Annotated in this window: 10 protein-coding genes; 6 read left to right on the forward strand and 4 right to left on the reverse strand. The window is 57.5% G+C overall.

Annotated elements, in window-relative coordinates; translation table 11 throughout:
• Positions 1-15 precede the first annotated feature (15 nt).
• The 3 genes from malE (at position 16) to malG (ending at position 3775) form a co-directional block, all read left to right on the forward strand.
• Positions 16-1215: a maltose/maltodextrin ABC transporter substrate-binding protein MalE gene (gene malE, locus ACJO3M_RS04810; protein WP_407000175.1), complete on the forward strand. Its 1200-nt coding sequence runs from the start codon at positions 16-18 to the stop codon at positions 1213-1215.
• Between the two features lie 165 nt (positions 1216-1380).
• Positions 1381-2874: a maltose ABC transporter permease MalF gene (gene malF, locus ACJO3M_RS04815; protein WP_407000177.1), complete on the forward strand. Its 1494-nt coding sequence runs from the start codon at positions 1381-1383 to the stop codon at positions 2872-2874.
• 10 nt (positions 2875-2884) lie between these two features.
• A complete protein-coding gene (gene malG, locus ACJO3M_RS04820; protein ID WP_012137814.1) occupies positions 2885-3775 on the forward strand; it encodes a maltose ABC transporter permease MalG in 891 nt (296 codons plus the stop codon).
• 202 nt (positions 3776-3977) lie between these two features.
• On the opposite strand, the gene malK is transcribed toward malG, so the two are convergent.
• The 3 genes from malK to ACJO3M_RS04835 form a co-directional block, all read right to left on the reverse strand.
• Positions 3978-5093, reverse strand: a complete 1116-nt coding sequence (malK, locus tag ACJO3M_RS04825; protein ID WP_407000179.1) for a maltose/maltodextrin ABC transporter ATP-binding protein MalK — start codon at positions 5091-5093, stop codon at positions 3978-3980.
• Positions 5094-5130: 37 nt separating this feature from the next.
• On the reverse strand, positions 5131-6744 hold the full coding sequence (locus tag ACJO3M_RS04830) for an alpha-glucosidase family protein (RefSeq protein ID WP_407000181.1): 1614 nt from the start codon (positions 6742-6744) through the stop codon (positions 5131-5133).
• A gap of 229 nt (positions 6745-6973) precedes the next feature.
• Complete coding sequence (locus ACJO3M_RS04835) at positions 6974-8347, reverse strand: sodium:solute symporter family transporter (protein WP_407000183.1); 1374 nt, start codon at positions 8345-8347, stop codon at positions 6974-6976.
• A gap of 171 nt (positions 8348-8518) precedes the next feature.
• Here ACJO3M_RS04835 and ACJO3M_RS04840 point away from each other — a divergent pair, with 171 nt between their 5' ends.
• Positions 8519-8839 (forward strand): TraR/DksA family transcriptional regulator, encoded by a 321-nt coding sequence (locus ACJO3M_RS04840; protein WP_407000185.1) that lies wholly within the window; start codon positions 8519-8521, stop codon positions 8837-8839.
• A 45-nt stretch (positions 8840-8884) separates the two neighbouring features.
• Here the strand turns inward: ACJO3M_RS04840 and malT are convergent, their stop codons facing one another.
• A complete protein-coding gene (gene malT / locus ACJO3M_RS04845; RefSeq protein ID WP_407000187.1) occupies positions 8885-11641 on the reverse strand; it encodes an HTH-type transcriptional regulator MalT in 2757 nt (918 codons plus the stop codon).
• Between the two features lie 260 nt (positions 11642-11901).
• Between malT and ACJO3M_RS04850 the strand changes: the two genes are divergently transcribed.
• Positions 11902-12702, forward strand: a complete 801-nt coding sequence (locus ACJO3M_RS04850; protein ID WP_407000189.1) for a C39 family peptidase — start codon at positions 11902-11904, stop codon at positions 12700-12702.
• Positions 12703-12762: 60 nt separating this feature from the next.
• Complete coding sequence (locus ACJO3M_RS04855; protein WP_407000191.1) at positions 12763-13773, forward strand: transporter; 1011 nt, start codon at positions 12763-12765, stop codon at positions 13771-13773.
• The last annotated feature ends 1 nt before the right edge of the window (position 13774 follow it).

A 13774-nucleotide genomic window follows, 5' to 3' on the forward strand; every position in this document is an offset into this window, starting at 1 on the left:
CAGAGGAATCACCTGATGAATCGTCGAACTTTTATCCGCAGCACGCTCGCCGCTTCCATTGTTGCAGCAACCTTTGGTTTGTCCGCTCCTGCCCACGCCGAGATCGAGGAAGGTAAGCTCCTGATCTGGATCAACGGCGACAAAGGCTATGACGGCCTGCAGGAAGTGGGCGACTGGTTTACCGAAGAAACCGGTATTCCCGTCGAAGTGGCTCACCCGGACAGCGCAACCGACAAGTTCCAGCAGTCCGCCGCCACCGGTAATGGCCCGGACATCTTCATCTGGGCACACGACCGATTTGGGGAATGGGCTCAGAGTGGCATTATCTCTGAGGTTAAGCCGTCCCAAGAGACGGTTGATGCCAACTTCGGTTTCACCTGGGATGCGGTCACCGTGGATGGCAAGAAGTACGGCTACCCCATGGCGGTCGAGTCCATCGGTCTGATCTATAACAAGGATCTGGTGCCCGAGCCGCCGAAGGCGTTCGAGGATCTCCCCGCCCTTAACGAGAAACTCGCCAAAGATGGCAAGCGCGCCATTCTCTGGGATTACAACAACACCTACTTTACCTGGCCGATGATTGCCGCGGCTGGTGGTTACATCTTCGCCCAAAACGACGATGGCAGCTATGACGTGAAAGATACCGGTGTTAACAACGAAGGTGCCCTGAAAGGCGCCAACATGCTGGCCACGCTGATTGAAGAGGACGTCATGCCCCGTGGTGCGGACTACAGCGCCATGGAGTCCGGCTTCAACAAGGGCGAGGTTGCCATGATGATCAACGGCCCCTGGGCCTGGGGCAACCTGGAAAAGAGCGGTATCAATTTTGGTGTGACCACTCTGCCAACCGTTGATGGCCAGCCAAGCAAGCCGATGGTGGGTGTCATGGCAGCAACGCTGAGTTCCGCAAGCCCGAACAAGGACCTGGCGGTTGAATTCCTGGAGAGCTATGCGCTGTCGGTCAAGGGGCTGAAGATGGTGAATGACGACGTACCCCTGGGGGCCGTTGCCAACAAGGAATTCATGGAAGAGCTGTCGGCTGATCCCAACATCGCGGCAACCTTCGAAAACGCCGAACTGGGTGAGCCGATGCCGAATGTGCCCGCCATGGGCGCGTTCTGGTCATCCATGGGGCCGGCTCTGCAGAACATCACTTCTGGAAGACAATCCGTTGAGGATGCCCTGAACTCCGCAGCACAGCGCATTACCCGGTAATGCAGCAGCCGAAAGCGCCGTCAGCCACCGGGCTGGCGGTGTTTTGGGTTGTGCTGACCTGTTGTTGAACATCTGCCGTCGCCGATCGGTGCGACGGCTTTAAACAGGCTGACTACAATGATAACGGAATCCCTGTCCTCCTATGGACACGAAAGCAGACTTCCAATGATGCGAATGACTCTTAAATGGGGCGCTCTGGCCGCGTTGGTGGGAATGGCGCTTTACCTGATACTGGCACTCTACGCCCAGCAGGAATTTGTGTTTGCGATGCTGTTCCTGGTGCTGACGGCATCGGCGGTATTTGTTTTCGTAAACAAGAAACTTTACGCCCACCGCTACATCTTTCCTGCTGTTGCCGGCATGGGGCTGTTTGTTATTTTCCCGCTGATGTACACCGTAGGCATTGGTTTTACCAACTACAGTGCCAGTAATCTCCTGAGCTTCGAGCAGGTACAGGATAACCTGCTGGACCGGACCTATCAGTCCAGTGACATTCGCTATGATTACGGCTTGTACGAAACCGATGCCGGTTACGTGATTTACCTGGAGGGTGAGCACCAGAACCTGGTCACGGCACCTATGGAGCTGGACGGCTCGGAAACGGACGTGCCGGTTCTGCCCGCCTCAACGAAGCCGGTGGGAGACCCACTGGCGATACGGGACATCATTCAGCTCAGATCGGAGCTGTCGCAACTGGATCTGCTGACCGAAGACGGTCGAGCGCTGAGCATGGCCAGCCTGCGTTCATTTGCGGCGATCAGTGGTCAGTTCACCCTGCACGACAATGGCAGCATCACCAACAATCAGACGGATGTGACCTATTTTCCGGATCACGACACCGGCTTTTACCGAAGTGCCGATGGTGAAGCCCTGTCTCCGGGATGGACGGTGAATATTGGCTGGGACAACTACCTGAAGGTGGTGTCCGACCCGACTATTCGCGGGCCATTTTTCGAGATTTTCGTGTGGACACTGTCCTTTGCGGTGGCCACGGTGGTGTTTACCCTGGCGCTTGGGTTGCTGCTGGCAAACCTGCTGCAGTGGGACCAGATCCGCGGCAAGGGTTTCTATCGCACCATGCTGATCCTGCCCTATGCGGTGCCGGCGTTCATCTCGATCCTGGTGTTCAAGGGCCTGTTCAACCAGAACTTCGGTGAGATCAACCTGGTGCTGGAGGGGCTGTTTGGCATACGGCCAGACTGGTTCAGTGACCCGGCTCTGGCCCGCACCATGATCCTGATCGTGAATACCTGGCTTGGCTACCCCTACATGATGTTACTTACCATGGGCCTGCTTCAGGCGATTCCACGGGATCTTTACGAGGCATCCGCCATGGATGGGGCAGGGCCGGTGAATAACCTGTTCAATGTCACCCTGCCGCTGATCATCAAGCCGCTGATGCCGCTGTTGATCGCAAGCTTCGCTTTTAATTTTAATAACTTCGTCCTGATCGCCCTGTTGACCGGTGGTGCGCCCGATATTATCGGCGCCAGCACACCTGCAGGCACCACTGACTTACTGGTGAGCTACACCTACCGCATTGCGTTCCAGGATTCCGGACAGAACTTTGGCCTGGCGGCTGCCATCGCCACAGCCATCTTCCTGGTGGTTGGCGCCCTGTCGCTGATCAACCTGAAACTGTCCAAAGTCAAAGTATAAGGAGCTACCCATGGCGATGGTTCAACCCCGCTCCACGAAGTATCGCGTTCTGGCGTCCCATCTCGGGATGCTGGGATTCATCGTGATCATTCTCTTTCCACTGCTGATGGTGATTTCCATCTCCTTCCGCAGCGGTAACTTCGCTTCCGGCAGCCTGCTGCCGGAGAATCCTTCGCTGGAGCACTGGTATCTGGCGCTTGGCATTCCCTATACCGGGGAAGATGGCACAGTGACTCAGCCTCCGTTCCCGGTACTGCTGTGGCTGTGGAATTCCATCAAAATTGCGGTGGTTTCCGCCGTGCTGATCCTGGCGCTGTCCACCACCAGCGCCTATGCCTTCGCCCGCATGCGCTTTGCGGGCAAGGGCTTTGTGCTCAAGTCCATGCTGATTTTCCAGATGTTTCCACCAGTGCTGTCCCTGGTGGCGCTGTATGCCCTGTTTGACAAGATAGGCAATCACGTCAGCTGGCTGGGGCTCAATACCCATGGAGCCGTCATCGTTGCTTCTCTGGGGGGCATGGCACTGCATATATGGACCATCAAGGGCTACTTCGATTCCATCGACCGCTCTCTGGAGGAGGCGGCCATAGTGGACGGGGCCACCACCTGGCAGGCGTTCCGTTACATACTTCTGCCATTGTCCGTGCCGATCCTGGTGGTGGTGTTCATCCTGGCGTTTATTATGACCATCATGGAGTACCCGATGGCGTCGGTACTGCTGGTTGATACCGATAAGCTGACTCTGGCGGTAGGTGCACAACAATACCTGTACGAGCAGAACTACCTGTGGGGCGATTTTGCCGCTGCAGCGGTGCTCTCCGGGCTGCCCATCACACTGATCTTCCTTTACTGCCAGAAATGGATTGTGGGCGGTCTGACCGCCGGTGGCGTCAAGGGATGATGCCGTTGCTGTTCTCCTGGTTTTTCTGAAGTCTCTCTCCCAGGCCGTGACGGAAGATCCCGCACGGCCTTTCCGCGATCCCTGCGTCTTCCAGCGTTAACTTTCGCGACCCGGTCAGGCTGAATCCCCCCTACTGACCGGGCTTTTTTTTGGCCAAAAAAAAAGGGGGCTGTTGCAGCCCCCGGAATGGTGTCAGTAAAGTTCAGAAATCTATGCAGGGTTCCTGGAACAGACGGGGGCAGGCACTGCCGTCCTGACGGAACAGGTGGCACTTGTTGGCGTTCATGCCCAGAGTTACTGGTGCGCCTTCCTGTACCGGGTTACTGCCGTCGGTCCGCATGGTCAGAACGCCTTCAACGTTATCGATTACCAGGTGCACAAGAGTCTGGTACCCAAGGCGCTCTACCACGTGAACTTCACCTTCCAGGTACATGTCAGCCTCCTGGTTTTCGTTCAGATGCTCCGGGCGTATACCCAGGGTAACCGTTTCCCCCTCGGAGAGCTCCGAGCCATTGACCGGCACCTCCAGGCGATGGTTGCCGGGCAATACGACGGTCGCGGACTGGCTGCTTGCGGATGCAACCGTGCAGTCAATGAAGTTCATCTTCGGCGAACCTATAAAGCCGGCAACAAAGCGTGTCGCGGGGTAGTGGTAAAGCTCCATGGGTTTGCCGACCTGGGCAATGGCACCGTTGTCCAGAGCCACGATTTTGTCGGCCATGGTCATGGCTTCCACCTGGTCGTGCGTTACGTAGACCATGGTGGCGTCAAGACGTTTGTGCAGCCGGGAAATCTCGATACGCATCTGTACGCGCAGTGATGCATCAAGGTTGGATAACGGCTCATCAAACAGGAATACCGCCGGCTCGCGAACAATGGTACGGCCAATGGCAACCCGTTGGCGTTGGCCGCCGGACAGGTCCTTGGGCCTGCGTTCAAGCAGTTTGTCCAGCTGCAGCAGGTTTGCCGCATCCTCGACCCGGCGGTTGATTTCAGCTTTATTGGTCTTGGCAAGCTTCAGACCAAATGCCATGTTCTCCGCCACGTCCATATGAGGGTAGAGCGCGTAGGACTGGAACACCATGCCTACTTCCCGCTCCTTGGGTGGCAGGTTGTTTACGCGGTCGTTGCCGATGTACATGTCGCCGGACGTAATGTCCTCCAGCCCGGCAATCATGCGCAGCAACGTGGATTTGCCACAGCCGGAAGGGCCGACAAAAACCACGAATTCACCGTCTTCAATATCCAGGTTTACGTTACGTGTAACCTGGATTTCGTCATAACTCTTGCAGATGTTGCGTAAGGTTACGCTGGCCATAACTAGACTCTTCTTGTTTGATCAGTGTAATGCTATCTCAGCCTCGGGCGATGTCCACGCCCCAGGCCCCAAGTTGCAGTTCCTGTCCATGCCACTGGCCACCGACAAAGTCCGGGCTTCCCGCCAGTTGGGCACTTCCTTGCGGGAGGTTGATCGTCACCGGATTGTTGCTGAGATTCAGGGCAATGAACAGGGTTTCACCCTCATAGCTGCGGGCATACAGCAAGGTGTTCTTTGGCGATTCGAGAAACTCGATGTCGCCCTTGAGCAGGGCCGGTTGGTGTTGTCGCCAACCCAGGAACGTACGGTAGGCTTCGAGAACCGAGTGTTCGTCTTCATTCTGGAGTGCAACAGCAGCGCTGTAATGATTCTCGTAAACCGGTAACCAGGGTTGTGCATCGGAGAACCCACCGTGGGCTTTCTGGTTGTGCCAGACCATCGGCGTACGGCAACCGTCACGGCCCTTGTACTCCGGCCAGAAATTGATTCCGTAGGGGTCGACCAGATCCTCATAGGCCAGCTCGGCCTCGGTCAGCCCCAGCTCCTCTCCCTGGTAGATGCATACGCTGCCGCGGAGGGTCAGCAGCATGGCCATGTAAGCCTTCAGTTGTTGGTCGGATGTCACCTCCCAGCGAGTGGCGATCCGGGTCACATCGTGATTCCCGATCGCCCAGCAGGGCCAGCCATCGGTGAGCTTGTCTTCAATAGTGTTGACGGTTTTGCGGAAGAAATCCGCGCCGTGCTGTTCGGTCAGGAGGTCGAACGAGTAGGCCATGTGGAGCTTGTCGCCACCACTGGTGTAGTCCGCCATGGTCTGTAGTGAATGGTCATCACCGATTTCGCCCACGGTGGTCGTGCCGGGGTACTGGTCGAGTAACGCACGCAGACGCTTGAGGAAATCCAGGTTCTCTGGTTGGGTCTTGTCGTACTTGTGGAACTGGTACGCGTAGGGGTTCTCCTGGCGAACGCCAATGGAACCCTCTGCGACTGATTCACTGGGCGGATTGTCCCTTAACTTGCCGTCATGGAAGCAGAAGTTAATGGCATCCAGGCGGAATCCGTCGACGCCACGGTCGAGCCAGAACTTCACATCAGAAAGCACCTGAGCCTGCACCTCCGGGTTGTGGAAGTTCAGGTCAGGCTGGCTGGTCAGGAAGTTATGCAGATAGTACTGCTTGCGGCGACTGTCCCATGACCAGGCCGGGCCTCCAAAAACGGATAACCAGTTGTTGGGCACTGTGCCGTCCTGCTTGGGATCAGCCCACACATACCAGTCCGCTTTGGGGTTATCGCGACTGGCGCGGCTTTCCACAAACCACGGATGCTGGTCGGAGGAATGGCTGAGCACCTGATCGATCATGATCTTGAGGCCGCGTTTGTGGGCCTCGGCAATAAGGTTGTCAAAATCTTCCAGGGTGCCGAAGATCGGGTCGACGTTACGGTAATCGGCAACGTCGTAGCCAAAGTCTTTCATGGGCGACGTGAAGAACGGTGACAGCCAGATCCCATCCACATTCAGGCTGGCGATATAGTCCAGCTTGGCGGTGACTCCGGGAAGATCGCCGATACCATCACCGTTCGAGTCGTAGAAGCTGCGTGGATACACTTGATAGATGACGGCGCCGCGCCACCAGTCCGGGTTCCTGATCATATTTCCTCGCTTACACCCTGATGGTGAAAATTATTATTTACTCCGTATCCGTCCATAGTGCGGTGGGGCTGGCAAGCGTTCATCCTCCTGTCTGACTTTTTGTTGGCGTAGATGGGGGGAGGAGGGGGGAGTAGGAGGGCGGAGGCAGGATCGGCCTCCATTTCAGGCAGATGATCGAAACTGGCGGGGCTGGCCGGACAGCTGAAACTCTCCGGCCAGTCCTGGGAGCTTAGGTTGCCTGTTTCCGGCCGGCAAGGGTCGCCAGCACCACGCTGACGATCACAGAGCACAACAGCGCTCCAAGGAAGGGGGGCAGGGTTGGAATGGCCCCGGGGAAACTGGCTGCCTCCAGCCCGGCACCCAGGGTTCCACCGCCGATCCAGCCGGGCAGGATGGCACCGACCAGTCCCGCCAGCCCCCCGCCTACGGCTGCGGTGGTCGACATTTTTTTCCACAATCCCATGAGGACCGGAATCACGGCGGTTGCACACAGCAGGTCGGCGATCAGGAACAGCCGGAGCACGGAGATGCCCTGCAGCGCCACCAGCACCACGGGAATCATCAGCAATACCGTAATCCAGCGTGCGGAGGTGAGAGACAGCCCTTTCTTTTCGGTAACCGCCAATGAGGCCAGGGCATTCTGCAGGGTATCCACAGAGGATGCGACCAGGGTCAGCGCCAGTACCAGGGCCGGGATGGTCAGCCAGGCAGGTGCACCTGAGAGCATGGCAAAGAATGGAATGGGAGGGGAGCCCAGGTCCATGCCGCTCATTGCCGCCGCGATTCCCAGCGATCCGACCACGGCCACCACGGCAATGGTAATGATGCCGCCAAAGAACGCACCGCGCTGGAGGGACGAGGTATCGCGGGCGGACCATAGGCGCTGCCAGTAACCCTGATGAAACAGGTTGGCGGCAGTCACCGCGATGACCAGCGTCAGTGCCACGGCCAGTGCACTGGGCACCGGCACCGAAGCGGCGTGCTCCATGCTCACTTCCGGCAGCCGGTCAGTTGCCACCACACCGACAATCACCAGCAGTGCAATCAGCAGGAACGCCTGCCACTGGTCAGTCACAAGACTTGCCCGCAAACCGCCCCAAGCCGTGTAGATCAGAGTTGCAGCGGCAACACCCACCACTGCGATATTGCCGTTTATATTTGAAAGCATGGAGGTGATGGCACCAATGGCGGTAAGTTCTGCGGTGAGGAAGCACAGCATATACAGCACGGAAATAAGTGATACATAGCGGCGAACACTGTTGCCGTAGCAGGCCTGCGCGAACTCTCCAATGCTCCGGCCCTGAGGCAGGAAGCGCCGGATCGCAGGGCCACAAAAGGCAAATACGATGAACGGCAAGGCGGCCCCCAGTGCGTAGCCGGCCAGCGCCAGGGGACCGACCAGGGCACCGACTTCCGGTGGCGCGAACAGTATCCACCCGCCCATGCCAGACGCCAGGAAACTGAAACCCAGCGCTCGTGCGCCCTGAGAGTTTCTGGCGGTGACAAAGTCATCCAGACCGCCGTCCGCCAGTCTGGCCCGAACGCCGAGCCAGGTGAACAGAATGAGGGCGACAGCTATTGCCGCTGTGGTTGTGTATAGCATCCGATTTGCTCCGCCGAAGTGATGGGCGAGATAGTGCCATATCTCTGGCGGCTCAGCGAGGCCCGGACTTTACCCGCATTGCAATTTTGACAATCATTCCTGGAAGGTTCAGCTTATCATTTAGGTCTATGGCTCAATGATAGGATTGGCCGATAGCCGCGGAGGTTTGCCATGACTAACCGACAATCAGAACTTGAAACCCTTCGGGCGGATCTCAAGGCCCGCCTTTCCCGTTTCGAAGCCCACCAACACCGTGAGGATGGCGCCCTGGAAAAGGATTTTGAAGAGCAGGCGGTGCAGACCCAGAATGACGAGGTGGTGGACTCCCTGGAAACGGAAACCCGTTCCGAGCTCCGTCAGATTGAACATGCCCTCGCGCGCATAGCTGAAGGCTTGGGGGATGAGTGCGAGCACTGTGGTGAAGCAATCGACCCGCGCCGCCTTCAGGTGCTTCCCTACACGACGGTCTGCGTACAATGTGCTGAGGATTAACGGCCCGACGGCCTTGTTCAGGGCGCGTGGACCGTTGACTTGCGTTCACTCCCCCTGAATCTTGCTGAGAAGGTCCTTGGCCAGTTCAATGGCTTCGGCGCGATGGCTGATGTTCTGTTTCTGGTACAGGCTGCGAATGTGGGTTTTCACCGTGGTGGAGGCCACCTTCAGATGCTCCGCAATCTGGTCATTGGACAGGCCTGCATGAATCAGGCTCAGGATCTGCCATTCCCGGCGGGTGAGGGGAGACGTCCGGATCAGCTCCGGCACATCCGGCCGATCGATAATGTCCTGGATAATGGCTTCGTCCAGTGAAATGCGGATCGCGCGGCTGAAATCCCGCTGCTGCTGGGCCAATTGAATCAGCCGCTCGGCACGCTGCAATTCCATGCCGTCAATGGTGCCTTCATTGATCAGCGCCTTCAGGATAACGATCAGCACCTTCCCCATGCGCAGAAAACTTCCCACGGCACCGGTGGTGCTGGCCAGTGTTAACGCCCTTTTCATGTGGGTCAGGGCCTGGTCCCGGCTTTCCATTTGCCAGTACAGATAGGCCAGGGCAATGTGGTTGCGGTTGAGATCGGTTCTCAGGCCGATCCTTTCCGCCACTTCGGTAAGTGCGTTCAGCAACGGCAGGGCCTGTTCGAACTGCCCGAGGCTCATCAGGGCCCTTGCCTGGTTGCGGCCGTTGCACTGGTGGAAGTGGTTGGTCGCAGCGGTAGGGTCGCAGGGCGGGGCAATGGTCAGCCACCGTTGGATCGAGTCATGATCGCGCACCGCGTCCCAGTAGGTCAGCATTGTGGCATGGGCGTTAGCGACCCAGTCCAGGTGGTAGTCGCCGGCGGCCAGCATTTTCTGGATACGGGCGATGTAATCGGCGCACAGAGTTTGCCGGCCGCGGGCATGCGCGACTTTTGCCAGCGAGGTATGGCTTTGCACATACCAGCGCTCGCCCTGGGCTTCGAGAATCTCGATACCCTGGAGGGCGCAACGTTCGGCACTCTCAAGGTGATGCCATTCCCACATGATCTGGCTACGGATCCGGAACAGGAATTCAAGGATGGGCAGATGATTGAGGTGGTTTTCCTCGGCGTACTGGAATGCCCGCTCCTGAATGTTATAGGCCTTCTGCAGTAACCCCATGGCAACGCTGATCTCGGACTGCTGACACAGGGCCCAGAGTACGTTCTGGTGTGCATGGTGGGTGCGGGCGAGGTGCTCGGTATCCTGCATCCGTTCCAGGGCCTCCTCAAGCTGGCCCTGAACGAACAGGGCCTCACCGATCACTGACGCCGCCGCAACCCGGGAGGTTGGCAGAAACCGGGCTTCCTGGTTGATCGCTTCCTTTGCCAGTGCCAGGGCCCGCTCATGGTCCCCGTAGTTCATCGCAACCTGGGCGCGAATGGCGCTGAACTCGCCTTCGATCGCCCGCTGGGTGTCTTCGTTCATCGAGGCCTGCAGGCGGGTTTCCGCCGCAGACAGCCAGTTCTCGACTTCATCAAACCTGTATTGTCCCTGCGCAACCCAGGCTCGCAGCAGTGTCAGGGTCGGGTCCTGTGCAATGACATCCTGGGGCAGGGTGTCCAGACAGCGCTGGAGGAGGCTGAACTGCCCTTCAGTGAAGAACTTGCGGCCATGGGCAGTCAGTACTCGGGTAATGCGGTCTGAGTCCTTCGCAGCAATGGCGTGTTTTGCGGCCTCTTCCGCGTGATCCAGGTCCAGCCACGCATCGGTTGCGCGTTGATGGAGCTCCTGCTGGTTCTCCCGGGTAGTGCAGCTCAGCAGGTGGCGTAAATAGACTGAAAACAGCGGGTGGTAACGGAACCACAGAGCGGAATTGTCAACGGGCGTGATAAACAGCCCCAGGGCCAAAAGACTGCTGAGCAGGGCCTGGCCATCGTTGTCATTCATCACGCGCATGACCATGGCGGCATTAAAGCGGTCAAGGATGCTGGTGCGCAGCAGGAACGTCCGTTGCTGCTCGGTCAGGCTCTGGCCGAGCAGTTCATCAAAGTAATCGAAGATATGCTGGTTGCCGTGTTCCAACTGGTCCACGAAGTCACCGAACTCGATGCTGGTAACCGCTGAGGCAGACAGCAACTGCAGTGCCGATATCCAGCCTTCCACCCGCCTGACTGCACGCTCAATACTTTCCCGTGAAACCTCGAAGGGCAAACGTTTTTCAAAGTATCTCTGGGCCTCGTCCGCGCTGAACGCCAGGTCACGGGCAGTGATTTCGCCCATCCGTCCCTGCATGCGCAGCTGGGCGACGCCGACGGGGGGCAGGGTGCGGCTTATCAGCACCAGGGTGACGTGGGAGGGAAGATGGCGAAGCAGGAAGCGCAGGCTGTCGTGGACAGCCTGATTTTCAATCAGATGATAATCATCAAGGACCAGGTACAGAGGTTCATCGTCCTGAGGTAACTCGGCCAGCAGATCGGTCAGAAAGGCTTCCAGTCCGGAGTAGCCGCTGGTTTGCAGCGTTTCCAGCGTGCCGGAGCTGGCGCCCGGTGACTGGACCTCAAACGCCTGGGCCAGATAGCCGGCAAACCGGGCGGGATCGTTGTCACTGCTCTCCAGTCGATACCAGGCGGTTCTGGTCTCAAGTACCTGAAGCCGTTCGGCGATACAGGTGGTTTTGCCATAGCCGGCTGGCGCATGAACCAGCAGCAGACTGATGGGTTCCGGCCCGTGCAGCAGATCATCGAATTTCTCCCTGGGCAGGAGTGATGCAGGTAAAAAGGGCCGCTGGTTTTTGGCAGCGATAAATGTCAGGCGCCCCGGGTTAAGTGTTGTTGTCATCAGGATCTTCAGGTTGGGTTACTGGCAACTTCAATGGGTGTGATACCGGCTTTCGCCCCGGTAGTCAACTTCTGTGCCTGTGGTGGCAATGCCTTGAACCAGTTCTCAAAACCTTTCCCCACGGCCTCTTCTGCAGCGACAGATTTGAGGCACAGTTATCTTTAAGGCCCTGGGCTTTTCGGTATCTTACCGTAACAACGTGTAACTCAATAATACGTGCGACAGACCGAAACCAATAATAACCAGGGACTTCTTCTGACATGCTGCTGGTGCTCGCCGGATCCATTCTAACTTTTACCATGGTGCAGGAAGCAACCGTGGTGGAGCCCTATGACAGAGGCACGGTGGTCATTGAACAGGATGTTGACAGCGGGCCGGTGGAATTGCGTTCGGATGTCCGGGTAGAGCCACTGGTAGAGCAGAAGTTCCGTAACATTGTCCGCCAGGCCTATGACTACAGTTGCGGCAGCGCGGCGCTCACCACGGTATTGAACTTCTACCTCGGGCGGACGTTGAACGAACGCCAGGTGATGGAAGGCCTGCTTCATTACGGGGAGAGCGAACGGATTGTTCAGCGCCGTGCCTTTTCCATGCTGGACATGAAACGCCTGGTGACAGCGCTGGGATATCCCTCCGGCGGATTCAAGGCCAGCATTGACGATCTGATTGACCTGGACCACCCCGCCATCGTTCCGATTCACCACGCCGGCTTCAAACATTTTGTTGTGCTCCGGACCATTCGCGACGATCGGGCCTATCTCGCTGACCCGGCGGTGGGGAACATTTCCTTCACCCTGGCCCAATTTGAAGAGAAGTGGGATGACAACGTGCTGTTCATCGTGTTTCCGGGTAGCGACCAACCGCTGGATTACCTGGAGCTCAAGGAAGAGGATCTGCGTTTCATAGACGACCAGACCATGACCCTGCTCGCGCTGCAGCAGGTCCCCGAGTTCCATGAATCAACCGCCAGGCGCATTCAGAATCTGCTTGAACGCCAGAAAAACAATCCGGATGGCAGCGTGGAGAACACGCGCAAGCAGCTTCATTACCGCCGGAATTAATGGCCCGGATTCAGTGTCCGGGGATCAGGAATAATAAAACCAGAATTTAAGGGAGTCAGGATGAATCGTTGGTTTGTGCGAGGTTTTATCCTTTGTTCTATAGCCGGCCTGTTGCCCGGGATGGCGATGTCACAGGAAGGCAGTGTCGACCAGGCGAGGGAGGCACTATCGAAACAGGAGGGTGACGAGGATTCCACCCGTCAACTGGAAGAGGTTTTTCAGGCAACCGAGAAGAACTACTCGCTGCAGAAAAAAGGCTCCCATTCCCTGAACTATTCCTTTGATTACAGCTACACCGCTGATCAGCGGCTGGACCTGGCCATTACCAACGGTTCGGTTCGTAATCTCGATGTCGTGCCATCGGCCACCCACAACTTCACCAACGCTTTCTCCTATGACTATGGGTTCCTGGACAACCTGACGATTGGCACCCGGGTACCGCTGGTGGTCAAGTACGACACCCAGGACGAACTCAGCGTTTACGATTTCGGGGATATTTCCTTTACCGCCCGCTGGCAACCGTTTGCGTACGTCCCGGGCAAGATGTCCACCACCCTGTTCGGAACGCTCACTTCGAAGACGGGTGTCAGCCCCTACGAAATTGATATTAACGAGCAGCTCTCCACTGGCAGTGGCTATTATTCGATCGGTGGCGGCGCGAGTCTGTCCAAGGTGCTGGACCCGGTGGTCGTGTTCGGTTCCCTCAGCGCCACCTATAAACTGACTGAATCCGGCCTGCAGCAGGTTCGCGGGGCGCGGTTGCTGGAGAAGGTGGAGCCGGGTTTCGGCCTGTCAGGCTCAGCCGGGTTTGCCTATTCCCTGTCCTACGATATTTCCCTCAGCGTGTCAGCCCAGCTCAGTTACAGCGATGAAACCATCCTGAGTTTTTCCAATGGTGACCAGGCGGTTGCCCAGGACCAGATGACCGGCTTTCTCAGTCTTTCACTGGGTACCCGCGTCAGTGACACCACCATCGTGAATACCAGCCTTGGTATTGGTCTGACCGAGGATGCCCCGGACTTTTCTCTGGGTGTGTCCCTGCCCATCAAATTCTCCGGCCTCAAAGAGTGAT

Source organism: Marinobacter alkalisoli (assembly GCF_045449795.1).
In the GTDB taxonomy this organism is placed as follows: Bacteria; Pseudomonadota; Gammaproteobacteria; order Pseudomonadales; family Oleiphilaceae; genus Marinobacter.